The organism is Rhodococcus sp. 06-156-4 (assembly GCF_002259345.1).
GTDB classification, from domain to species: domain Bacteria; phylum Actinomycetota; class Actinomycetes; order Mycobacteriales; family Mycobacteriaceae; genus Rhodococcoides; species Rhodococcoides fascians_E.
On sequence record NZ_NPGB01000036.1, the window covers coordinates 169,889 to 194,126 of the forward strand.

At 64.5% G+C, this 24,238-nt stretch carries 14 protein-coding genes (1 of these 14 only partly in view); 2 read left to right on the forward strand and 12 right to left on the reverse strand.

From position 1 onward, the window contains the following. The 4 genes from CH290_RS25485 to CH290_RS25500 all read right to left on the reverse strand — a co-directional run. On the reverse strand, nucleotides 1-9,071 hold the beginning of the coding sequence (locus CH290_RS25485) for a non-ribosomal peptide synthetase (RefSeq protein ID WP_094620675.1). It extends 21,022 nt beyond the left edge of the window; only the first 9,071 of its 30,093 coding nucleotides appear in the window; the start codon lies at nucleotides 9,069-9,071; the stop codon falls past the left edge of the window. A gap of 422 nt (nucleotides 9,072-9,493) precedes the next feature. Next, nucleotides 9,494-9,919: a PPOX class F420-dependent oxidoreductase gene (locus CH290_RS25490; protein WP_033189889.1), complete on the reverse strand. Its 426-nt coding sequence runs from the start codon at nucleotides 9,917-9,919 to the stop codon at nucleotides 9,494-9,496. Nucleotides 9,920-9,985: 66 nt separating this feature from the next. Further along, nucleotides 9,986-10,603, reverse strand: coding sequence for a TetR/AcrR family transcriptional regulator (locus CH290_RS25495; protein ID WP_033189888.1), 618 nt, complete (start codon nucleotides 10,601-10,603; stop codon nucleotides 9,986-9,988). Continuing rightward, nucleotides 10,600-12,048 carry an amidohydrolase gene (locus tag CH290_RS25500; RefSeq protein ID WP_019663530.1) on the reverse strand — a complete coding sequence of 483 codons (1,449 nt, stop codon included), beginning with the start codon at nucleotides 12,046-12,048 and terminating at the stop codon, nucleotides 10,600-10,602. Before CH290_RS25500 ends, CH290_RS25495 begins: the two co-directional genes overlap by 4 nt. Nucleotides 12,049-12,090: 42 nt before the next feature. Here CH290_RS25500 and CH290_RS25505 point away from each other — a divergent pair, with 42 nt between their 5' ends. Continuing rightward, on the forward strand, nucleotides 12,091-12,558 hold the full coding sequence (locus tag CH290_RS25505; protein ID WP_019663529.1) for an acyl-CoA thioesterase: 468 nt from the start codon (nucleotides 12,091-12,093) through the stop codon (nucleotides 12,556-12,558). Here the strand turns inward: CH290_RS25505 and CH290_RS25510 are convergent. Next, a complete protein-coding gene (locus tag CH290_RS25510; RefSeq protein WP_019663528.1) occupies nucleotides 12,549-14,489 on the reverse strand; it encodes an acetoacetate--CoA ligase in 1,941 nt (646 codons plus the stop codon). The genes CH290_RS25505 and CH290_RS25510 overlap by 10 nt on opposite strands. A 206-nt stretch (nucleotides 14,490-14,695) precedes the next feature. Here CH290_RS25510 and CH290_RS25515 point away from each other — a divergent pair, with 206 nt between their 5' ends. Further along, complete coding sequence (locus tag CH290_RS25515; protein ID WP_033189887.1) at nucleotides 14,696-15,589, forward strand: hypothetical protein; 894 nt, start codon at nucleotides 14,696-14,698, stop codon at nucleotides 15,587-15,589. A gap of 56 nt (nucleotides 15,590-15,645) precedes the next feature. On the opposite strand, the gene CH290_RS25520 is transcribed toward CH290_RS25515, so the two are convergent. From CH290_RS25520 to adh, 7 genes are all read right to left on the reverse strand, one after another. After that, nucleotides 15,646-17,262 carry an AMP-binding protein gene (locus CH290_RS25520; RefSeq protein WP_052083218.1) on the reverse strand — a complete coding sequence of 539 codons (1,617 nt, stop codon included), beginning with the start codon at nucleotides 17,260-17,262 and terminating at the stop codon, nucleotides 15,646-15,648. A gap of 53 nt (nucleotides 17,263-17,315) precedes the next feature. Next, nucleotides 17,316-18,089, reverse strand: a complete 774-nt coding sequence (gene eutC, locus CH290_RS25525) for an ethanolamine ammonia-lyase subunit EutC (protein ID WP_020111180.1) — start codon at nucleotides 18,087-18,089, stop codon at nucleotides 17,316-17,318. Then, a complete protein-coding gene (locus CH290_RS25530; RefSeq protein ID WP_019663524.1) occupies nucleotides 18,086-19,498 on the reverse strand; it encodes an ethanolamine ammonia-lyase subunit EutB in 1,413 nt (470 codons plus the stop codon). The genes eutC and CH290_RS25530 overlap by 4 nt, the downstream gene beginning before the upstream one ends. Beyond that, nucleotides 19,495-20,934: an ethanolamine permease gene (gene eat, locus CH290_RS25535; RefSeq protein ID WP_019663523.1), complete on the reverse strand. Its 1,440-nt coding sequence runs from the start codon at nucleotides 20,932-20,934 to the stop codon at nucleotides 19,495-19,497. Before eat ends, CH290_RS25530 begins: the two co-directional genes overlap by 4 nt. A gap of 110 nt (nucleotides 20,935-21,044) precedes the next feature. Beyond that, complete coding sequence (locus tag CH290_RS25540; protein ID WP_019663522.1) at nucleotides 21,045-22,016, reverse strand: cation diffusion facilitator family transporter; 972 nt, start codon at nucleotides 22,014-22,016, stop codon at nucleotides 21,045-21,047. A 37-nt stretch (nucleotides 22,017-22,053) separates the two neighbouring features. Further along, entirely contained in the window at nucleotides 22,054-22,545 is a 492-nt protein-coding gene (locus CH290_RS25545) for a DUF779 domain-containing protein (RefSeq protein ID WP_020111182.1), read from the reverse strand. A gap of 86 nt (nucleotides 22,546-22,631) precedes the next feature. Then, nucleotides 22,632-24,155 carry an aldehyde dehydrogenase gene (adh, locus tag CH290_RS25550; RefSeq protein ID WP_019663520.1) on the reverse strand — a complete coding sequence of 508 codons (1,524 nt, stop codon included), beginning with the start codon at nucleotides 24,153-24,155 and terminating at the stop codon, nucleotides 22,632-22,634. Between the last annotated feature and the right edge of the window lie 83 nt (nucleotides 24,156-24,238).

Consider the following 24,238-nt stretch of genomic DNA (forward strand, 5'->3'; position numbering starts at 1 on the left):
GTTGCACCCGGGACGGGAACGACGTAAGCGACGAGCTGATCGGAACGAACCAGAACGACCGTCTGAGCCACCAACTCGTGTCCGAGCAACGCGGATTCGATCTCGCCGAGCTCGATGCGAAGACCGCGCAGCTTGACCTGGAAGTCCGTGCGTCCGAGGTAGTCGAGTTCCCCGGCAGCAGACCATCGAACGAGGTCGCCGGTGCGGTACATCCGAGTGCCGTCGCCGAAAGTCGAGGCAACGAAGCGATCTGCCGACAGGTCGGGACGACCGAAGTAACCGCGTGCAACCTGTGCGCCCGTCAGATAGAGCTCTCCCGCGACGCCGATCGGAACCGGACGCAACCGAGAATCGAGCACGAGCACCCGTGCGTTCCAGACCGGCGACCCCATGGGCGCCGAGGCGCCGGGGACGGACACGCCCGGAGTCCCTGCCACGGCACGCGCGGTCGCGTGAACCGCGAACTCGGTCGGACCGTACAGATTGTGGATCCGTGCGGAAGGAAGCGCCGACGCAGCGGATCGGACCACCGAAGTCGGAAGAGCCTCACCTGCAACCAGAACCGTCCGCAGTGAAGGACATCCGTCGGGACCGACGGCCGAGACGAATGCGGACAGGACGGACGGCACGAACGACGTCGCGGTGACGCCCTCCGACTCGATGACGGACACCAGATACGCCGGGTCGCGATGACCGTCCGGCTCGGCGACGATCAGACGGCCACCGGCAGCGAGCGATCCGAACAGTTCCCACACCGACACGTCGAACGTGAACGGAGTTTTCTGCAGAACAACGTCTTCGGTGCTCAGACCGTACTCGGCAACCAGCCACGAGATCTGGTTCACCACGGCGGAGTGCGAGACAGCGACGCCCTTGGGCTTACCCGTGGATCCGGACGTGAAGATCACGTAGGCGACGTTGTCCGCGCGGAGCGGCGCGAGGCGATCCGCATCGGTGATCGTCGCCGCCGAGTGAGTGCTCGTGTCGAGCGAGTCGACCACGACGATCGGTACGTCGACTCGGATGTCCAGGTCGTCGTGTGAGGTCGTCAACACGGCGATCGGCGATGCGACCTCGAGAATGTACCCGTTGCGCTCGGCCGGCTGGTCCGGGTCGACCGGGACGTAGCCCGCTCCCGATCGCAGTACTGCATAGAGAGCGACGATCATCGACAACGATCGACGCATCGCAACGGCGACCGACTCGTCCGGTCGCGCGCCACGGGCGACGAGTTCGCGTGCGAGGCGATTGACACGTGCGTCGAGGTCTGCGTAGGTGACGCCCTGCCCGTCGAACACGACGGCAACCGAATCGGGGCGTGCGGCCACCTGCGCGTCGAAGGCATCGAGAAGTGTTGCGTCGACGCCGAGTTCGTGCTCGGTGTTGTTCCAGGATTTCAGAATCAACCCACGCTCGACGGCGTCGTACAACTCTATGTCACCAACGGGAACGGAACTGTCTGAGATGACGGCGCCGAGCACGTGCAGGAAGCGGTCTGCGAACGCCTGAATCGTCGATTCGTCGAACAGATCTGTCGCGTAGGTGAATTCGGCCGCGAGACCGTCCGCGTCGCCATCCGATGTCAGTCGCTCGGTGAGGGTCAGCTGCAGATCGAACTTCGCGACGGCGACATCCAGATCGAGGCTGTCGATGCTCAGAGCGGGGAGGTCGAGATGAGTCGGCCCGAGGTTCTCGAACGACAGCATCACCTGGAACAGAGGGTGCCGTGCCGTCGACCTCGACGGGTTCAACACCTCGACGAGGCGCTCGAACGGAATGTCCGAGTGCGCGAATGCCCCGAGCGCAGCTTCGCGTGCGTGAGCCAGCAGGTCGTTGAAGCTCTCGTGGCCGTCGACGTCGGTCCGCAACACGAGGGTGTTGACGAACATGCCCACGACGTCGTCGAGAGCCTGCTCGCCGCGCCCCGCCACCGGAGTTCCGACGACGATGTCCTCGGTTCCCGACAGGCGTGCCAGGAGCACCGCCAGCGCTGCGTGGACCACCATGAACAGCGACGCATTGCGCTCTCTACCGAGATCGAGAAGCCCCGCATGGATTCGCGGCTCGATCTCGAATTCCACCGTCCCACCGCCGAACGACTGACGCGCGGGGCGCGGACGATCCGTCGGGAGGTCCAGTTGATCAGGGAGCCCGTCGAGCGTCGACTTCCAATACGCGACCTGCTGAGAGATCAGCGAGGACGCGTCGTCCTCCGATCCGAGGACCGCGCGCTGCCACAGGGTGTAATCGGCATACTGGACCGGAAGCGGAACCCATGCCGGCGACTCCCATTCCGTCCGTGCGGCGTACGCGATCATCACGTCGCGCGCGAGCGGACCGAGCGACCAACCGTCGGCCGAGATGTGGTGGACGACGATCGTCAGAACGTGCTCGGTCGGGGTGATCTCGAACAGCTGCGCGCGCACCGGAACGTCCGCGGTGACGTCGAAACCCGTGGCGGCCAGGTGCGCGATGGATCGTTGTAGATCAGTCGCAGTGGTCGATACCGGCATCAGGTTGGGAACGATCTGTGCCGCGTCCTGAACAACCTGATGCGGACCGTCCGCCGAGTTGGGGAACACCGTCCGCAGCGATTCGTGGCGGTCGATCACGTCCATGATCGCGACCTGCAACGCCGGCACGTCGAGAGCTCCGGACAGACGGAGCGCGATGGGCAGGTTGTAGGTGGCCGACTCGGTGTCGAAACGGTTGAGGAACCACATACGCTGCTGCGCCAGCGACAGCGGAATACGTTCCGGCCGAACACCTCTGGAGAGCTCGATGCGAGCGCCTCGTCCAGCTTCCTGCTCGACCCTGATCGCCAGCTGGGCTACCGTCGGTGACTCGAAGATCGCCCTGACCGGCACCTGCGCGTCGAGCGCAGCACCCAGCCTGGCGACGACCTGAGTCGCGACCAGCGAGTTTCCACCGAGTTCGAAGAAGTCGTCGTCCAGGCCGACGACGGATGCCCCGAGGACGTCGCTGAACACCGTTGCCACGGTCTCTTCGATCGGTGTCGTGGGGGCGCGGAACTTTCGAAAACTGATTCCCAACTCCGGCTCGGGGAGTGCCCGGCGGTCGAGCTTTCCGATCGGTGTCAACGGGACCTCGTCGAGCACGACGATCGCCGACGGCACCATGTAGTTCGGCAGCAGCCGCGACACGTATCTCGCCAACTCGTCACTGTCGATGCCGGACGAACCGTGCACGTAGGACACAAGTGCCGTCTGCCCCGACGCGGTTTCCCGGCCCAGGGTGGCAGCGAACGTCACCGCGGGGAAACTCTCGAGCGCCGCGTCGATCTCGCCTAGTTCGATGCGGAACCCTCGGACCTTGACCTGGAAATCGGATCGTCCGACGTACTCGATGTCGAAGTCGTTGGTCCACCGCACGACGTCGCCCGTCCGGTACATACGCGTACCCGACCCACCGAAGGGATCGGCGACGAATCGTTCCGAGGACAGTCCCGGACGACGGTAGTACCCACGCGCCACGGCTTCGCCCGATAGATAGAGCTCACCTGCGACACCCACGGGGACGGGGTTCAACCGGGTGTCGAGGATCAGTGCCCCGACTCCGGGTACGGGGCCACCGACGGTGATTCGCTCACCGACGAAGAGCTCACCGCGCGTCGAGACGATGGTCGTCTCGGTAGGACCATAGGCATTGAAGTACCGGCGTCCCCTGGCCCAGCGGCCGACCAGATCTGCAGCCGACGCCTCGCCGCCGACGGACAGCAGTTCGAGATCGTCGAGGCCGGCGGAATCCATCGAGCCGAGTACGGCAGGTGTGATGACGGCGTGCGTGACGGACTCGTGGGCGAAGAGCGTATGGAGCTCGGGGCCGCCGATGATCGTCGGCGGCACCACGACCAGTGTGGCACCGGCGGAAGCAGCAAGTGCCCATTCCAGGACAGACGGGTCGAAAGACGGTGAGATCACGTGCAGGAAGCGCGATTCAGGCGTGACACGGTACAGCTCACGCGAGGAATCGATCAGTCCGGACAGGCCACGATGAGTGACACTCACACCCTTGGGCAGGCCTGTCGAACCGGAGGTGTAGATGACGTAGGCGACGGAGTCGAGAGTCACCGAGGACAGGCGGTCCGCGTCGGAAAGCGCTGCGCCCGAACGGCCTTCGACGGACGACTCGAACTCCTGCGCGTCGATCGGCCACCATTCGCACGTAGCGGGCAGGGCGTCGACTCGCGCCGAGGTGGTGATGCCGACAACCGCACCCGAGTCCGACAACATGTGGCGCACCCGATCCACGGGGTACTCGGGGTCCACCGGCACCCATGCTGCGCCGGTTTTCGCGACTGCCCAGATGGACAGAACCATCTCGAGCGATCGCGGAAACGCAAGAGCGACCACGGTTTCCGGGCCGATTCCACGCTCGATCAAGTACCGCGCGTAGCGGTTGGTGAGTACGTCGAGCTCGCTGTAGGTCAGATCCGCTCCGGATGCGCGTACAGCCGCGCCGTCGGGGTTGGCCGCAACACCGGCGTCGAGGAACTCGTGCAACAGTCGCTGCGAGTCGACGGTGCCACCGTGCACCGACGTCAGCGTCGAGGCTTCGTCGGCCGCGAGAATGTCGATCGCACCCACCGGAATCGACGGATCGGCCACGATGGCGTCCAGGATCCGCACGAACCGTTTCGAGAAACTCTCGATCGTGGCCTCGTCGAACAGATCTGTGGCGTACTCGAAGACTGCTTCGATCCGGCCAGGGCGTCCGTTCTCGTCCTGATGCTCGGTCAACCACAACTGCAGGTCGAACTTCGCAATGGGAACGTCGAGTTCCTCCGCGGCCACCTCGAGGCCCGCGAAGCTGAGCTCACGCTGGCGGGCGGACTCGAGTGACAGAGCGACCTGGAACAGCGGGTGTCGTGCGGTCGAACGCGCCGGATTGAGTACTTCGACGAGCCGTTCGAACGGGATGTCGGCGTGCGCGAACGCCGGCAAGTTGGTGTTCCTGACCTGATCCAGCAGGACGTCGAACGACGAGTGCGGGTCGACCCGCGCGCGGAGCACGAGGGTGTTGACGAACATGCCGATGATGTCGTCGAGCTTCTGGTCTGCTCGACCGGCAATCGGCGCGCCGATGGAGATGTCCGTCGTTCCGCTCAAGCGCGACAGCAGAACTGCGTATGCAGCCTGAACCACCATGAACAGCGACGCCTGATGCGAGCGAGCCACGGAGCTCAAACCACGATGCACATCCGGTTCGATCACGAAGCGGCTCTTGGCGCCCCCGTTGGTCGCAACGGCCGGGCGAGGTCGGTCCGAAGGGAGGTCGAGCTGATCGGGGAGTTCGTCGAGTGTGCGCAACCAGAACGCGATCTGCCGTGCCGACAGCGAGTTCTCGTCGGATTCGGCGCCCAGGACCCGGCGCTGCCAGAGTGCATAGTCGGCGTACTGGACTTGAAGCGGCGTCCAGCTCGGCGACCGCCCGTCGGTACGCGCTTCGTAGGCGACCATGATGTCACGTGCGAGGGGCCCGAACGACGAACCGTCGGCCGCGATGTGGTGCAGCACCATCGCCAACACGTAGTCGGTGTCGGACAGCTTGAACAGCTCGATTCGGAACGGAGCCTGAACGGAGACGTCGAATCCACCCCGCGCGAGATCGATCAGACTGTCCACGAGCTGGGCCTCGTCGACGTCCGTCACGTTCAATCCGTCGAACACGTCCTGTGCCCGCAGAACGACCTGTTGTGGAGCGTCGTCGATCTGAGGGTAGACCGTACGCAACGTCTCGTGGCGCTCGACGACGTCTGCGAATGCGCGCTCCACGGCCGATCTGTCGACGTCGCCGCGAAGTCGCACCATGAACGGAAGGTTGTACGCAGCGGTATCCGGATCGAACCTGTTCAGGAACCACATGCGCTGCTGAGCCAATGACAGCGGCACCACATCCGGCCTGGGCCCTGCCACGAGCTCGGGCCCCACCGAGCCCTGCGCGAGAGCGCTCGTCGCACGCGCTGCCAGAGCACCGACCGAGGGCGCCTCGAACAGTTCACGTACGCCCAGGCGCACACCGAGTGCAGCCCCGACGCGGGTCACGAGTTGCGTTGCAACCAAGGAGTTTCCGCCGAGCTCGAAGAAGTCCTCGTCGAGTCCGACACGGGTCGCGCCGAGTACGTCCTCGAACACGCTCGCGACGACCTGCTCCGCGTGGGTCTGGGGCGCGCGGTATTCACGCGCACTGCTGAAGACGGGCTCCGGCAATGCCTTTCGGTCGAGCTTGCCGCTCGTGTTCAGCGGGAACGCATCCAACACCATGACGGATGCAGGCACCATGTACGACGGTAGCGACCGGCCCGCTCGCTCCACCACGGCCGCGACGTCGATCGACTCGCGGGATGATGGAACGACGTACGCGACGATCTGTTCACCAGTAGCCGTCTCCACCACGAGAACCACGGTCTGCGAGATCGTCTCGTCGGCCAGTAGCACCGTCTCGATCTCACCGAGTTCGATTCTCTGGCCGCGGAACTTGACCTGGAAATCGGTTCGTCCGATGTAGTCCAGATTGCCGTCGGCGCGCCACTTCACGAGGTCGCCCGTGCGATACATGCGGTCCCCGCCCGCACCGAAGGGGCTCGCGACGAAGCGATCCGAACTCAGGTCGGGGCGACCGACGTAACCACGTGCGAGTTGGACGCCCGCGAGGTAGAGCTCGCCGGCTTCTCCGATCGGCGACGGCCTGAGCCTGCCGTCGAGCACGAACGCACGGGTGTTCCATTCCGGGACACCGATCGGGACGGTTCTGACGTCCTGAATCCCGCTCTCGTAGTAGGTAACCGACACCGCGGCCTCGGTCGGGCCGTACAGATTGTGCAGACCCGCCCCGCACAGTTCGCGGAATGCTGCCGCGGTCTCGGCAGGGAGCGCTTCGCCGATGACGAAGACGTGGCGGAGCGAATCACAGGTTCCGACAGGGGCATTGGCGACGAACACTGTCAGCATCGACGGCACGAAGTCCGTGACCGTCACGCCGTGTTCGGCAATCCTGTCCGCGACGTAGATCGAGTCTCGATGCCCGTCAGGGGTCGCCAGCACCATCGTTGCACCCACCTGCAGCGGCAGGAAGAAGCCCCACAAGGACACGTCGAACGTCGTCGCCGTTTTCTGCAGGTAGACATCGGAGGCGTCGAGGCCGTATTCCGCGCGCATCCACTGCAACTGGTTGTCGATTGCCGCGTGCGACACGGCAACACCCTTGGGGCGCCCCGTCGAACCGGACGTGTAGATGACGTAGGCCGTGTTGTCCAGGCGCAACGGAGCGACGCGATCTCGGTCCTCGACGCGCGTGCAGTCCATCGAGTCGACATCGAGGAGGTCGATCTCCACCGCCTCGACACCGTCGGGCAGGTCGACCTCGTCGCGGGCCACGGTGAGGACGCACAGCGGATCGGCGGACTCCAGGATGTACCTGGTGCGCTCGGCGGGATGGTCGGGATCGATGGGAACCCATCCGCCGCCGGCCTCGACGATGGCGTACATCCCGACGATCAGATCGAGTGACCGCCTGATCGACAGACCCACCAGCGCTTCCGGCCCGACCCCCTTGCTCACGAGAAGTCGCGCGAGACCGCTGACGCGGGAGGCCAGTTCACCGTAGCTGAGCGTTGTTCCCTCGTAGACCAAGGCCGTTGCGGAAGGATCGAGGTCCACGCGTGCGTGGAAATCCGACAGCAACGTCCGCTGGGAAACCTCGTGGTCGGTCTCGTTGAAACCACCGACGACAAGCTCCTGCTCGGTCGTGGTGAGCAACTCCAGATCCCACACACGGTCGGTGGGTGCCGCGGCGACGAATCGATCGAGGAATTCCACGAAACGAGCGTGGTTACGTTCGGATTCCGTTGCCGAGTACACGTTGGGGTTCGACTCGAAGTCGATGTGGGTCTGCTTTCCACCCACGCTCTGATACAGGTTCAGACCGAAATCCTCGATGAGACCCGTCGACAGAACGTTCAGTGTCCCGACCATGGACCCGAGACGTACCTCGCTGAAGAACAGCATGATGTTGACCCAAGGGCCGAAGAAGGACGCCTGCCCGGTGGTGCTGCCCGCATCGCGTCGGATGTCCTCGTGGCGGTAACGCTGATGCCTGAGCGCACCGGACACCTCGGTGGTGACCTTGGACAGCAGCTCCTCGATGGACATGTCCGTCGTCACCGTCAGACGCAACGGCACCACGTTGGACACCATGCCACCGGACCTACGCAGGACTGCCGTCGTGCGAGCGGTCACCGGCAAACTGAGGACGACATCCTGCGTGCCGGTCATCTGAGCCAGGTAGCTCGCGAACGCAGCGATGACCACCGTCGCAGTCGTGGTGTCGGCAGACTCGACCAGTGCAGCGAGGTCCGCGGTCGTCCCCGCGGACAACGATCGACTGTCGATCTGACTGACAGGTGCGGGGGCGGCAGTACGGCCACCGAGGCTCGTGGGGGCCTCGATACCCGCGACCCGATCGGCCCAGTACGTCTTGTCGTTCTCGAACCGGCTCGACTCACGGTACGCAACCTCGGCCTCGTACACCTTGCTGAGATCGGAGGCCTTGCTCGGCGGTGGCTCGTGCCCCTCCACGGATGCCGTGTACAGCTCGGCAGCACGATTCATGAACGTGACCGCGCCGAAGCCGTCGAGCACGACGTGGTGGACTCGGTTGAACCAGAAGTACCTGTCGTCCTCGAGGTGCAGAACGGTTGCCGCGATCAGTCGATCCCGGAGAATGTCGATGGGCGCGCTGTAATCTGCGCGCATCCAGTCCTGAGCTGCACTGACCGGGTCCGGTTCACCCCGCAGATCGATGTAGCCGAGTGGATCCTCGAGGGTGGAGTCGACGAACTGGCGTGGCTCGGAATCGACCTCCACGATGCGGACGAAACCGGACTGCAGCTCCAACGCCGCGCGAGACTGCGCTGTGCGCAGTGCATCCAGATCGAGATCCCCGCGCAGCTCGACGTACTGAGCGATGTTGGCGGGCACCGACGGATCCACGTGCTGGGCGAACCACATGCCCAGCTGTGCGGGAGAAAGCGGGAAAGACGAGTCCGGCACTTCCTGATGCGCCTGTGCTCCTCCGACTGATTCGTCCCAACCTAGCGGGTCCAATCGAATCCTCTCTTTCCCACAATCACACGCCTTCGGTCCGCGTCGACAGCTCCGACACTTCCGAACACCGAACTCACAAATCTAATTGGTATCTGCAACGAGAACTAATCGACGCCCCAACAGTCGCCGATGTTACTCATGGGTACATCTGCGCACATGGGATCAGCCGTTACACGGCCATCTGCCTCGGTCCCATCACGTGGGATATCGATTCGGACAGCGCTCCGTGGGACCCGAAACGACGAGGACCGGATCTACGTCTGCCGGCGACGTTTGCGCCTGTGCACATCACTTGTCCAATCTACAGGGCATCGCGGAGAGCGGACCGAGCCCGGCACACCAACTAATCCCCTCCACTCGCGGTCCACTCACGCAGTCGCGTTCATGGACGCGATCACTTTCGTCGGCTTGATCCTCACGACCAGCTCTCCGGGCACGCCGTTGCGTCGACCGAATTCCTCGGCACGGTCCGAGCCCATGTACCGACCACCGATGGCCGTGGCTGTCCTGAGCAGGTCGTCGGGATCCTCCGATGTCTCCGCCACACCCTGGACCTGTACGAACCCGTACGGCGGCTCCTCCAGGTCGACCGACAACACCAGCCGCGGATCCCTGGCGATCGCCTTACCCTTCGCCGTGTCCGCGCCCGTGTTGAACACGACGGCGTCGTCCTCGAGCACGAACCACACCGGCGCCACCAACGGCCGACCGTCCGACGCCACGAAGCCGAGCTTTCCGGTTCGTGTCCCCGTCAGCAGAAAATTCCTGACCTCGAGATCCGCAAGAGATGCCATGCTCGCAACGCTACCGCCGCACTCCGACACGCCTCATTCCGCAGGCTCCACTCGCGCTCTGTTGGCTCATTCCGCAGGCTCCACTCGCGCCTCCACGATTCGCCGCGCGATGGCGAGGTAGGTCTCGACCAGTTCCGACGGCGCCAGGGGCCCGTCCGGCCGATACCAGCCGGCGACTCCGATGCACATCGTCGTGACTGCTCGCGAGGCGTCCTCGGCGTGATCGAGGCCGAAGTCTCCGGATGCGATCCCGTCGGCGACGATGGCGTCGACCATGCGCTGCTGCTCGTCGCGCCTACCGACGTAGTCGATGCGGTTCACCTCGTCGAGGCTTCGGATCTCCGTCGACCCGAGGAATGCCTGCTCACGCCGGTGCATGTGGAACAGCAGCAACGACTCGACCACGGCGTCGAATCGTTTTCGTGGCGACGGCCCGGCCTCGGTCTCTGCTGATCTCGATCTCTCCAGCAGCTCGTCCATCGCTGCTGTCATCAGTCCGACGAGCAGGGCCTGCTTGGACGGGTAGTGGTGGTACAGGCCAGGGACGGACAACCCTGCTCGTCCGGCGATTTCTCGTACGGAGGTGCCGTGATATCCCTGGTCGACGAAAGCCGACAGAGCTGCGGCCAACGGCGCGGGCAGCGTCGACGCCTCGTATCGGCGCCAGGAACCGGTGTCGTTCATGCGAAGGCACTGTCGAACGTCAGCCTGCCGCCGAGCACGGTGGCGAGAATGGGGACGGCACGGAGATCGCGGTTGCCGAGCTGTGCAGGATGCTCGGCGAGCAGCACCAGGTCCGCCTTCGACCCGAGTTCGACGGAGTGTCGCCCCCCGGACGCCGCGGCGAGCGCGACGCCCAGCGGCAGTGCTTCCGACGGCTGCCACGGTGGTCGCTCGTCGTCGGTGCGCCAGACGGCGTCGGCGACCGCGTCGAGCGGGCTGGGAGGACTGACGGGGGCGTCGGACCCGAACAGCAGCCGCGCTCCCGCCCGGTGCAGAGACAGGTAGGGGTACGCGATCGAGCTTCGTCCCGCCCACAGCTCGTCGGCCACGTCCCGATCGCTCATCGCATGTTGGGGCTGAATCGACGCTGCGACGCCTGTGGCGGCGAATCGCGGGATGTCGCCGGGGCGGATCTGCTGAGCGTGCTCGACGCGGCCTCCCCCGCCGACAGTCTTGAATGCGTCCAGTGCGAGCGAGTTGGCGCGGTCCCCGATGGCGTGGATCGCCGGAGTGATGCCGCCCGCCCTGGCGCGCCTCATGACGGCCACGAGGTCCTCGGGCGTCTCGAGCAGCACCCCGCTCGACGTGCCGCCGGGATACGGGTCGTGGCAGCAGGCCGTCCTCGTGTTGAGCGAACCGTCGAACATGACCTTCAGCGGTCCGAGCGCGACACCGTCGGCGACGATGTCGCCGGTGGCTGCGCCGCGTTCCAGTTCGTGGTCGAGCCACTCGGGCCAGACCGTGAAGTCGACGCGGACATCGGCGCGCCCCAGCGCCGACCGTCGGGTCCACACAGCTCGATTGTCCGCGTACTCGAAGTCGGTGACGGCGGTGATACCTCGTCGTGCGAGTTCTCGTGTCGCGGCGAGGGCACCGCGATCACTGTCCACGGGGTCGGCCAGCCGATCGAGAGCGCCGAGGCCCTCCATGCAGTCGTGATCTCGAAGCACACCCGTCGGATGATCGATCCCGAGGTCGTCCAGGAGCGCAGGGCTGAGCCACAGAGTGTGCAGATCCATGCTCGTGATCGCCGCTCGACGGCCGGGCAACGCGTTCTGCAGGATGTCCTTGTGCGGGGCGTCCGGCCACAAGGCGTCGCGGAATCCCTGCGCTCGGAGAATCCCCGAACCGTGCCGCTCGTTCGAGCGAGCCAGGATGTCCGCGAGATCCGCAGCGGAATCGGCACCGGAGACGTCGATGCGCGTCAGCGACGTCGCCCACTGCGTCAGATGAACGTGGTTGTCGACGAAGGACGGCAGCAGAGCCGCGCCGCGCCCGTCGAGAGTGTCGCCCTCGATCGCGCTGCCCGACGCCGTGGTTGCGCTGATGTCGGCGATCCGGCCGTCGACCGTCTGTACGTCCACCGCGCCGCCGCCTGGAGTCAGGACCACGTTCTTGATCAACACACCCGGACTCTAGAACACCGAGGGACGTGAGACCGTGATGCGGTGACGAACTCGAAGCCCGGCTACCACGCCACGATCACCGTCCGCTGGTCGGACATGGACGCTTTCGCGCACATCAATCATGCGCGGATGGTCACTTTGCTGGAGGAAGCCAGAATCGAGTGGCTGCTCAGCACGGGAGACGCGCCAGGGGAACGTCCGGAAGATCGGGCCGCGCAGGCCAACGAGTCCTTGATCAAGAGCGCGTTGATCGCGAACGTGAACATCGCGTACAAGAAGCCCCTGCGCCACTCGGACAGTCCGCTCGATGTCACGCTCTGGTTCGAGCAGGTGCGTTCGGTCGATTTCACGATCGGTTACGAGGTGCGCGCAGCGGGCGCTGCGGCGGACTCCGCTCCGGCCGTGCTGGCCACGACACGAATGGCGATGGTCGACGTCGGATCGGAGCGCCTGCGGCGGATCAGTCCAGCGGAGAAGGAGTACCTGGCGAAGTGGACTCGTCAGCCCTGACGATTCCGACCGACATCCGTGTACCAGTCGATGAGGTCCGGGGCGTCGACGGCCGATCGGTCGAGGGAACGCGCGGCGTCTCGCCCCTGAAAGATCTTCTTCAGCGGCACTTCGAGCTTCTTGCCGGTCCGGGTGTGCGGAATCCCGGGCGCAGCGATGATCACGTCCGGTACGTGCCGAGGCGATGCGTGTCGACGAATCGAGTCCTTGATCTTGTCCTGCAACACGTCGCTCAGCTCCTCGCCGTCCGCCAGCACGACGAACAGTGGCATCCAGTAACCACCATCCTCGGATTCGACTCCCAGGACCAGAGCTTCGACTATTTCCGGCAGGGATTCCACGGCCTGGTAGATGTCGGCACTGCCCATACGAATTCCATTGCGGTTCAACGTCGAGTCGGACCTGCCGTGCACGACGACGCTCCCGTGGTCGGTGCGCGTGATCCAGTCCCCGTGCCTCCACACGCCGGGATAGGTGTCGAAGTACGCGTCTCGGTATCGCTCTCCGTCGGTGTCGTTCCAGAACCGCACCGGCATCGACGGCATCGGCTTCGTGACCACCAGTTCCCCGACCTCCCCGGTCACGGAATGTCCGTCCTCGTCGAACGCGTCGAGCGCAACTCCGAGAAACGGCGCCGACAACTCCCCCGGCCACACCGGAACAGTGCGAACACCGCCGGCAAATGCGGACACGACATCGGTTCCACCCGAGATGGAGAACACCGGAACCCGCTCACCGACGCTCCGCGCCAACCACTCCGACGACGACGCAGGCATGCTGGACCCGGTGATTCCGATCGCGCGAAGCGCACTCAGATCGTGATCACGAGACGGAACGGAGTCCGCTTTGATGCAGGACAGAACGTAACCAGGGCTGGTGCCGAGGAACGTCACCGACTCCGCCGCCGCGATCGACCACAACCCGTCGGGCGCGGGATAGGACGGGCTCCCGTCGCTGCACACGATGGTCGCCCCGACGAGCAAGCCGGCGACCTGGAAGTTCCACATCATCCAACTCGGGCTCGTGTACCAGAAGAAGACGTCGTCGGCACCGATATCCGATTGCAGCGCAACGGCCTTCAGATGCTCGAGCAGGACTCCCCCGTGCCCGTGGACGATCCCCTTCGGCAGACCTGTCGTGCCGGACGAGAACACCACCCACAGCGGGTGGTCGAACGGAACGGGCGTCGTGACCCACTCGTGCTCGCCTGCCGTGCACTCCTCCCACGACATCGCTCCTTCGGCGACATTGCTTCCGACCTGGACGACCGTCCGAACTGTCGGCAGGCCATCGCGTAGTTCTGCCGCGTCGGCACTCTTGTCGTGGAACTTGCCGCCGTAGGAATACCCGTCGGCGACGACGAGGACCTTCGGGTCCAACTGCCCGAGACGATCGATCGCCGCCGACGGTGAGTAGTCCTGTCCACAGGCCGACCACACCGCCCCGATGCCGGCCGCTGCGAGGAATGCGACCACCGCCTCCGGGATGTTCGGTAGGTATCCGACGACACGGTCCCCTGGCACGACGCCCTCGCGGCGCAGAGCGTCCGCCAACGCAGCACACTGACGCGCGAGTTCGGCCCAGGAAAGCTCGGATCGGGCACCGTCCTCACCGACGTGGACGATGGCCGGACGATCGTCTCGCACGTGGCGTCTCACCTGGTCGACGTAGTTGAGCTCGGCTCCTGGAAACCACTGCGCCCCCGGCATATCGGACGAGCCGAGCACCGAGGTCGCGGGCTGGGAGGCAACGACGTCGAAGTAATCCCAGACCTGACGCCAGAACTCATCCAGATTCTGCGTCGACCATCGCCACAGCGCCGTGTAATCCGGCAGCGAGACGCCGTGCCTGCGCTCCACCTCCCGCGTGAAGTCGGTGATGCGAGCGCTCTCGACGTCCTCCGTCGACGGTGTCCACTGCGGTTCGGTCATGCGTTCCAGTATCCCCTGAGCGTCGCTTCGCACAACGGGGATGTGCGTTCACAACGCTGATGCGTGTTGTGAAAACACCATCGACGTTGTGAGGACACCGGACGGAATGGTACGAGCGAACCAGAATTCATCCACAACCCCCTCGTTCGTCCACAATCGGACGCGAGGGGGTGGTTTCGACGCCTCATCAACTGCACGATCACCGCATGCATCCCGACGCCGATGGCTTCCTCACCCGTGCAGCAGCATCCGCCGCCGGATACAGCGACGACGAGTTCCGTCGAATGATCGCCTCCGGTGAGATCAGAAAGGTCGCCACCGGGATCTACTGTCCAGCAGATCGATTCGATGCTCTGACACCGACGGGCGTTCATCGACTCAGAGCCGTCGCCGCAGTTCGAGGAAAGCGGGGACATGCGGTGAGCCACGTCTCCGCTGCGGTGCTGCACGGCTTGACGATGTGGAACACCGACCTCGGGCGCGTGCACCTCACGGCCGATCGTGCGACAGGGGCCAGGAGGACCTCGAGCCTTCACGTGCATACGGGCCGTCTGACGCCGTCCACCACTGTCGAACTCGGGCCGGTACCGGTTACCTCCCCGGCGCGCACGATCGTCGACACCGCGCGCGTGCTCGACCTGGATCATGCAGTGGTGATCGGCGACTCGGCACTGCGCAAGTTCGCGATCACGCCGGACGAGCTCGCCGACGCCCTCGAGCGGAGTTCGAGGCTGCACAACATAGCCGCAGCGCGGCGGGCGGTTCACCGGATGAACGGACTCAGCGAAAGCGCAGGCGAATCCCTCAGTCGACTGCGGATGGAGGAGCACGGAATACCCACTCCCACTCTGCAGTACAGAGTCCCCTTGCTCGATTTCCGGGTGGACTTCTTCTGGCCGAAGTTACGAATCATCGGCGAGTTCGACGGGCTGGGCAAGTACGGCGGCGACTCCCGGAACCTAGCTCGCGAGAAGGCCAGGGAGGACGCCCTGCGTGACGAGGGCTACCAGGTCATCCGCTGGGTCTGGAGGGACCTGTGGAATTTCGCGGAGGTGTTCATGCGATTCGAACGAGCCAGGGCCCGTGCACTCATGAGCTGAATGTGCGTTCACAACCGCGCTGACTGTCCTCGGAGCACGGCACCTGCCTCCGAGAACTAGATCAGATCCAGCGACCGCTCGCGCATTTCGACTTTGCGGACCTTGCCTGTGACGGTCATGGGAAACTCGTCGACGATGTGCACGTAGCGCGGAATTTTGTAGTGCGCCAGTTTGCCCGCACAGAAGGCGTGGATCGAATCCGCGTCCAGCGGGGTTGCTCCGTCCTGCATCCGTATCCAGACCATCAGTTCCTCACCGTATTTGGCGTCGGGAACCCCGATGACCTGGGCGTCGAGGATGTCGGGGTGGGTGTACAGAAATTCCTCGATCTCTCGGGGGTAGACGTTCTCGCCACCGCGGATGACCATGTCCTTGATGCGGCCGGTGATGGAAACGTAGCCGTCGGAGTCCATGACACCGATGTCGCCGGTGTGCATCCATCCGTCGGCGTCGATGGCCTCGGCTGTTTTCTCCGGCTGGTTCCAGTAGCCCAGCATGACCGAGTATCCGCGGGTGCACAGTTCACCGGACTCCCCCTGGGCGACGGTCGATCCGTCGACGGGGTCGACGATCTGCACCTCGAGGTGCGGCCCGACGGCGCCGACGGTGGAGACGCGTTGTTCGATGGTGTCGTCGCTGCGTGTCTGCAGCGACACGGGGGAAGTCTCGGTCATGCCGTAGCAGATGGACACTTCGGCCATGCCCATCCTTTCGATGACCTGCTTCATCACCTCGGTGGGGCACGGCGAGCCGGCCATGATGCCGGTGCGGAGCGAGGACAGGTCGTACGAATCGAATTCCGGTAGAGCGAGTTCGGCGATGAACATGGTGGGTACCCCGTACAGGGACGTGCACTTCTCCTGCTCCACGGCGGCCAACGTGGACGCCGGATCGAACGAGAGTCCGGGAACGACCATCGCCGCACCGTGCGACGTACAGGCCAGGTTTCCCATCACCATCCCGAAGCAGTGATAGAACGGCACCGGAATGCACACGCGATCGTGTTCGGTGTAATGGCACAACTCACCGACGAAGTACCCGTTGTTCAAGATGTTTCGGTGACTCAGGGTCGCGCCCTTGGGAAACCCTGTTGTGCCCGAGGTGTATTGAATGTTGATCGGATCGCTCGGCGCCAACGAGCTCTGCACGTCCGCGACCAGGGAAGGGTTTGCGGCGAGTGCCCGGTGTCCGCGGTCGGTCATCAGTTCCCAGCCGAAGCTCCCGATGAAAACGACCTCCCGCACGGTCTCCTCGCGTGCGTCCTCGATCATCGCGCCGTAGTCCGAGCCCTTGAATTCCTGCGCGGACAACAGAACCGACACTCCGGCCTGATTCAGGACGAATTTCAACTCGTGCGTGCGATACGCGGGATTGATGTTGACCAGAATTGCGCCGATCTTGGCGGTCGCGTATTGCGCGAGCACCCATTCGGGACAGTTGGGCGCCCAGATTCCCACTCGATCACCTGTCGTCACGCCTTTGACCAGCAGGCCCGCGGCGAGCAGTTCGACGTCGGCGAGCAACTCGGAGTACGTCCACCGTCTGCCGGAGGGGACGTCGACCAGTGCATCGTGACCGGCGTACTCGGCTACGGTTCGGTCGAGGTTCTGGCCGATGGTCTCCTCGAGCAACGCTGTCGACGACGGCCCGGACGAATAACTACGACTTTCCATGTCGACCACAGTAGTGATTGCCGTCACAAGTCGCCTACCCCCGAAAGGGTGTACTACTCGATGGTCAGCACTTCGGAGTTCTCGAGTGCGTCCGCGCGCGAGGTGTCCTTCAACGCAACACCGGACCTGCCGAGCCTGCGAGCGCCGGCGACGAGACTGGCAACGATCCTGGCGGACTGCTCGTACCCCAGCCCTTCCGGCGGATGAATGTTGGAGATGCAGTTGCGGTCGGCGTCGGACTTTCCGGGTGCAGGCAGATGCGTCAGGTAGATCCCCAAGCTGTCCGCTACCGACAGCCCTGGCCGCTCACCGATGAGTACGACGACGGTGCGAACACCCATTGCCTCCGCGATGTGGTCACCCAACGCGACGCGGGCCTCGGTGGCGATGACGGGCGGGGCAAGGCTGTACACATCGGACAGTTCTTCGACCAGCGCCGCGAGCATCGACGGTCCGTGATCCATCAGGGCCCGGGGTGACAGCCCGTCACCGAGGACGAATCCGAGGTCGAAGTCACCTGGGGTGATGGAGGACAGGTCGTCGGGGGTCCGTCCGAGATCGGGCCGTCGCAGATACTCCGCGCGAGAGGTCGCCTTGGACGTCACGACCGCCGGTACCCCGATGCCGATCTTCTCCACGGCCGCCGCTGTGTCGTCGACGTCCAGTGGCATGTGCACGGCATCCCGCGCAGCCGCGTGTGCCGATCGGAACTCGAGCACTCGGCGGGTGGGCAGCGAGTCTCCGGTACGCCCCAGTCCGATTCGCGCCTGCGTGCTCAGACGCAGCTCCTGCCAGAATCCGTCGTCGGCGCGTTCTACGGCGCTCATCGTGCACTCGTCAGCGAACGCAACGGCGACCTCAGTGCGTCGACGTCGAGGATTCGACCGCTGCCATCGACCATGCCGAGCCGGTCCAGCCATGCTGCGAATTCCGGTGCGGGCTTCAGCCCGAGCACCTGCCGCACGTACAGAACGTCGTGGAAGCTCAGACTCTGGTAACCGAGCATCACGTCGTCGGCTCCGGGGACTGCGATCACGAACGCGACTCCGGCTGCACCGAGCAGCGTGAGAAGGGTGTCCATGTCGTCCTGGTCCGCTTCGGCGTGGTTGGTGTAGCAGACGTCGACGCCCATCGGCAGGCCCAGGAGCTTGCCGCAGAAGTGATCCTCCAGCCCGGCACGGACGATCTGCTTGCCGTCGTACAGGTACTCCGGTCCGATGAATCCGACGACGGTGTTGACCAGTAACGGTTCGAGATCACGGCACACGGCGTATGCGCGTGCCTCCAGGGTCTGCTGGTCGACCGGGCGTCCCCCGGCGCCGAGGTGGGCGCCTGCACTGAGCGCCGAACCCTGCCCCGTCTCCAGATACATGACGTTGTTCCCGACGGTTCCCCGGTGCAGCGACCGGCCTGCCTCGTTGGCCTCTCGCAGCAATGAGACGTTGACACCGAAGCCTGAATTGGCCCCTTCGGTCCCTGCCACGGACTGGAACACCAGATCCACCGGAACGCCCTTGGAGATGAGTTCCATCGTCGTCGTGACGTGCGAGAGCACACACGACTGTGTGGGGATCTCGAACCGTTGCCGGATCTCGTCCAGCAGAAAGAGCAGATCGGACGTCGCGTGCGGCGAGTCCGTCGCCGGGTTGATGCCGATCACTGCGTCACCCGATCCGAGCAGCAGACCGTCGAGAGTCGCGGCGGCGATTCCGCGTGGATCGTCGGTCGGGTGATTGGGCTGCAATCGCGTGCTCAACGTCCCAGGGAGTCCGACGGTTGTCCTGAACGCCGATGTCACCTCGGCAGCCCGCGCCACCGAGATCAGATCCTGATTGCGCATGATCTTGCTGACGGCCGCAACCATTTCCGGAGTCAACCCCGGTGCGACGGATCGCAGAGTCGACGCCGAATCCTTCGAGGCGGCGGCGTCGAGCAGCCAGTCTCGGAGCCCACCGACCGTCAGATGCGAGATCGCACCGAAGGCGGTGCGGTCGTGCGAGTCGATGATGAGCCGGGTGACTTCGTCGCTCTCGTACGGAACCAGAAGATCTTCGAGGAACACGTCGAGCGAGACGTCGGACAGTGCCCATTGCGCGGCAGCTCGTTCGGCGTCGGACTGTGCCGCGCACCCGGCCAATTCGTCGCCCGACCGCAACGGTGTTGCCTTCGCCATCAGCTCGACGAGGCCGTCGAACGAGAAGTTGGCACCGGATACCTGGTGTGAGTACGTGCTCATTCGAGTTCGGCTTCTGCTTTCGCGAGGGCTGCGAATTCTTCGTCCGGCGAGTTCGCGACGAGATGATGACGGCTGTAGAGCCCGAAGTACAGCATGAACGCGGCGAAGACCCCGAGGCACCACAGCGCTGCCGTGCTGTCGACGAGGAACGTGGCGACCACAGCCAGCGCTGCGACGACGAGTGCGAAGCCCGTGGTGACGATGCCGCCCGGGGTCCGGTACGGCCGCGGCATGGTCGGTTCTTTACGTCGCAGAACGATGTGACTGACCATCATCAGAACGTAACTGAGCGCGGCACCGAACACGGCCATGTTGAGCAACATCGCTCCCTGACCCGTGAGCGAGAGGAGGAAACCGATGATGCCGGGGACGATCAGCGCGAGCGTCGGCGCTTTGCGAGAGTTGGTCACCGACAGGGTCTTCGGCAGGTACCCGGCCCGCGACAGCGCGAAGAGCTGACGCGAGTAGGCGTACATGATGGAGAAGAAGCTGGCGACGAGGCCGGCGAGCCCGATGTAGTTGACCACCTTGGCGGCCGTGCCGTCGCCGAGGGCTTCGACAAGCGGGTTGCCCGACGCCTGCATGGCGTCGGCGCCGCCCGCACCGGTCACCAGGAGCAGAACCCCGGCGCCGGTCAGCAGCAGGACGCCCATGGCCGCGATGATGCCGCGCGGCACGTTCTTGGTGGGATCCTTCGCTTCTTCTGCGGCGAGCGGAACCCCTTCGATGGCGAGGAAGAACCAGATCGCGAACGGAACCGCCGCCCAGATTCCGAGATAGCCGAACGGAAGGAAGCTCGACGCGCCCGCGGCGTCCGTCGGCGCGATGTCGGTGAGGTTGGCCGAGTCGAATTGTCCCAGTGCCGATACCGCGAAGATCACCAGACCGACGAGGGCGATGGCGGTGATGACGAACATGATCTTGAGTGCCTCACCGGCACCTGCGAGGTGGATGCCGATGAAGATGGCATACACCGCGAGGTACACCCACCAACCGTCGGTGATGCCGAACAATCCGAGAGACTCGACGTACGCACCGATGAAGGTGGCGATGGCTGCCGGAGCGATGGCGTATTCGATGAGAATGGCGGTGCCGGTTGCGAATCCACCCCACGGTCCGAGTGCGCGACGAGCGAACGTGTACCCACCGCCCGCCGCCGGTAACGCCGACGACATCTCGGCCATGCCGAGGACCATGGCCAGGTACATGCCTGCGATGAGGATGCCTGCGATGAGCAAGCCACCGAAGCCACCCTGTTCGAGACCGAAGTTCCAGCCCGAGTAGTCACCGGAGATGACGTAGCTGACGCCGAGTCCAGCGAGGAGGACCCATCCCGCCGTGCCCTTCTTCAGCTGGCGTTTGGCCAGATAGTCGCTGCCCTCTACGTGCGACTCGGTCCCGTCGTGATGGGTGGGTGTTGGTTCTGTGACGGACATGGCCGGCCTCTCTCGAAGCGATGCGACTTCTTTCGCGGGTGAGCGAATCCGAATCAAGATATGCCCGCGGTGTAAGCACCGAGTCATCGCAATATGACGAGCGAATTACGTCAGTGGTTCGGTGTCGGACCGACATCTCCCTCGTCGGGTTCTGCGACTGTCAGTACTGCGTCCACCACAGCCTTGTTGGTCTCGAGCTCACGCTCCAGCCGCCGGAGTGTGTGCGCGATCGAGGATTCGACCGAGTCGCCGACGAGGTCGACGCTCGCGACCAGAAGGATCTGCTTCGGACCGACGAATTCGATGCGAACGAACCGAACGGACGCCACCTCCGGAAGCTGTTCGATTCGCTCCACCACTGCGTTCCATAATGCTCGCGAACCCGGTTCGCCGGTGAGGAAACGTCGATTTCGGTCGATGAGCACGAAGGCGACGACGGCGAGCAGAACACCGACGAGAATCGAACCGACGGCGTCGTAGGCACTGGACCCGGTGAGCTGATGCAGTCCGATGCCTGCAGCGGCAATGACGATGCCGATGAGGGCCGCGCTGTCCTCGGCGAACACGGCACGCAGTGTCGGATCGGACGTCTCGAGTGCGTAGTCGAAGAAGTCCTTCTCGTACTCGGCTGCTTCACCGCGGATCTGCCGAACCGATTGAAGGAACGAGATTCCCTCCAGCACGAACGCCAGCGCGAGCACGACGTACGCGACGGTGTAGTTCTCGCTGCTGGATTCGCTCGCGAGGAGCGAGGTGATGCCGTGCCAGATCGACACCGCGGCGCCCGCGACGAACAATCCGACCGCGGCGAGTGTCGACCAGAAATACGCTTCCCTGCCGTATCCCAGCGGTCTCCGGTCGTCGGGGCCGCGGGAGCCTCGTTTGTTGGCGACGAGCAGGAATATCTCGTTGCCGGTGTCCGCCCACGAATGCGACGCCTCGGCGACCATCGACGCCGAACCCGTGATCACCGCAGCGACTGTCTTGGCAATCGCGACACCCAGATTGGCGCCGAAGGCGATGACGACGGTGCGGAGGCTCTCGGTCTCCGCACCGGCAGGCGTCGTACTGGAAGATTTCACGCGTTCGACTGTAGGCGCCCACCTCCCTTGTGAGTGGTCAGCCCTGCAGCATGCCCGGGACCGGGCAGGCGTCGACCGCTTCGGCGACGACGATGACGTCGTCGGGAACGGGAGGCCTGCGCCCCTCTTCCCAGTCGACTCCGACGAACGGTGTCAGCTCCTTCAGTACGTCGAACTCCTCCTGAGTGAACGCCCGTCCGCGGCTGAGAAATCGAAGCCCCTCAGGCGTTTCCAACGAGAACCCGGAACCACGCCCGGGCACCACGTCGAGCACCATCTGGGTGTGCTTCCACGCCTCGAACTGTGAACCTGAAATCCATACGGGCACTGCGTCGTCGCCCTCGGGGAGATCGTCCGGGATGTCGCCGACGCCGAGCCGCAGATCCAACAGACCGAGCAGCACATCCCGATCGCCGACGATGAATTCCCCTGCTGGATAACACATCGGCGACGAGCCGTCGCAGCACCCTCCGGACTGATGCATCATCAACGCGCCGTGGATCCCGCCGAGGCGACGGAGAAGCTCCATCGCCCCGGCGGTGGCTCTGAGACGCGCAGGCGGAGCCGGAGCCGGACCCGATGCGCTGAGACGCGCTGGAGGTCGCGCGTCGGACATCAGAAGAAGCCCTGAGCCTTCTGGGCGTAGCTGACCAGGAGGTTCTTCGTCTGCTGGTAGTGGTCGAGCATCATCTTGTGGTTTTCACGACCGATGCCGGACTGCTTGTACCCGCCGAAGGCAGCGTGCGCCGGGTACTGGTGGTAGGTGTTGGTCCACACTCGCCCGGCCTTGATGTCGCGGCCGGCGCGGTAGGCGACGCCACCGTCACGAGACCACACGCCGGCGCCGAGGCCGTAGAGGGTGTCGTTGGCGATGGAGATCGCTTCGTCGTAGTCCTTGAAGGACGTGACCGAGACGACCGGTCCGAAGATCTCCTCCTGGAAGATACGCATGTTGTTCTTGCCGGTGAAGATGGTCGGCTGGACGTAGTAGCCGCCGTTGAGATCTCCGCCGAGCTGTGCGCGCTCTCCGCCGGTGACGACCTGAGCGCCTTCGCCCTTGCCGATCTCGATGTAGGAGAGGATCTTCTCGAGCTGATCGTTGGATGCCTGCGCACCGATCATCGTCTCGGTGTCCAGCGGATCACCTTGGCGCACTGCCTTGGTACGAATCGCGGCGAGCGCCAGGAACTCGTCGTAGATGTCCGCCTGGATGAGCGAGCGGGACGGGCAGGTGCAGACCTCGCCCTGGTTGAGGGCGAACATCGTGAAGCCCTCGAGCGCCTTGTCCTGGTAGTCGTCGTTGGAGGACAGGACGTCGGAGAAGAACACGTTGGGGCTCTTGCCGCCCAGTTCGAGGGTGACGGGGATCAGGTTCTGCGAGGCGTACTGCATGATCAGGCGGCCGGTGGTGGTCTCGCCGGTGAACGCGATCTTCGCGATACGCGGGCTCGACGCGAGAGGCTTGCCCGCCTCGGTGCCGAAGCCGTTGACGATGTTGACGACGCCCGGAGGCAACAGGTCACCGATGATGGAGATCAGGTGCAGGATGGACGCGGGCGTCTGCTCGGCCGGCTTGAGCACGACGGCGTTGCCTGCGGCAAGTGCCGGCGCGAGTTTCCACACGGCCATGAGGATCGGGAAGTTCCAGGGAATGATCTGCCCGACGACACCGAGCGGCTCGTGGAAGTGGTAGGCCACCGTGTCGTCGTCGATCTCCGACAACGAACCTTCCTGTGCCCGAATGCATCCGGCGAAGTAACGGAAGTGGTCGACGGCGAGCGGAATGTCGGCGTTGAGGGTCTCACGGATCGGCTTGCCGTTGTCCCAGGACTCGGCGAGCGCAATGGACTCGAGGTTCTCCGCGATGCGGTCGGCGATCTTGTTGAGGACCACGGCGCGCTCGGCTGCGGAGGTCTTGCCCCAGGCGGGTGCGGCGGCGTGTGCAGCATCGAGGGCGAGTTCGATGTCCTCGGACGTGGAGCGGGCGACCTCGCAGAAGTTCTCACCGGTGACGGGAGTCGGGTTCTCGAAGTACTGGCCCTTGACTGGTGGTACCCACTCGCCACCGATCCAGTTGTCGTAGCGCGGCTGGAACGACATCTTTGCATCGGCGGTACCTGGACGGGCATAGACGGACATCTAGTGACTCCTTCGTCGTTCATCAACTGATGTGATTCAAGACACTAGAGTGCGCAACGTTGCAACTACGTTGCTGCACTGCG

Coding starts and splice junctions, on each gene's coding strand:
- CH290_RS25490 (WP_033189889.1), bottom strand. CDS start 9,919: ATGGCATCTCTTGCGGATCTCGAGGTCAGGAATTTTCTGCTGACGGGG.
- CH290_RS25495 (WP_033189888.1), bottom strand. CDS start 10,603: ATGAACGACACCGGTTCCTGGCGCCGATACGAGGCGTCGACGCTGCCC.
- CH290_RS25510 (WP_019663528.1), bottom strand. CDS start 14,489: ATGACCGAACCGCAGTGGACACCGTCGACGGAGGACGTCGAGAGCGCT.
- CH290_RS25515 (WP_033189887.1), top strand. CDS start 14,696: ATGCATCCCGACGCCGATGGCTTCCTCACCCGTGCAGCAGCATCCGCC.
- CH290_RS25520 (WP_052083218.1), bottom strand. CDS start 17,262: ATGGAAAGTCGTAGTTATTCGTCCGGGCCGTCGTCGACAGCGTTGCTC.
- eutC (WP_020111180.1), bottom strand. CDS start 18,089: ATGAGCGCCGTAGAACGCGCCGACGACGGATTCTGGCAGGAGCTGCGT.
- CH290_RS25530 (WP_019663524.1), bottom strand. CDS start 19,498: ATGAGCACGTACTCACACCAGGTATCCGGTGCCAACTTCTCGTTCGAC.
- eat (WP_019663523.1), bottom strand. CDS start 20,934: ATGTCCGTCACAGAACCAACACCCACCCATCACGACGGGACCGAGTCG.
- CH290_RS25545 (WP_020111182.1), bottom strand. CDS start 22,545: ATGGAGCTTCTCCGTCGCCTCGGCGGGATCCACGGCGCGTTGATGATG.
- adh (WP_019663520.1), bottom strand. CDS start 24,155: ATGTCCGTCTATGCCCGTCCAGGTACCGCCGATGCAAAGATGTCGTTC.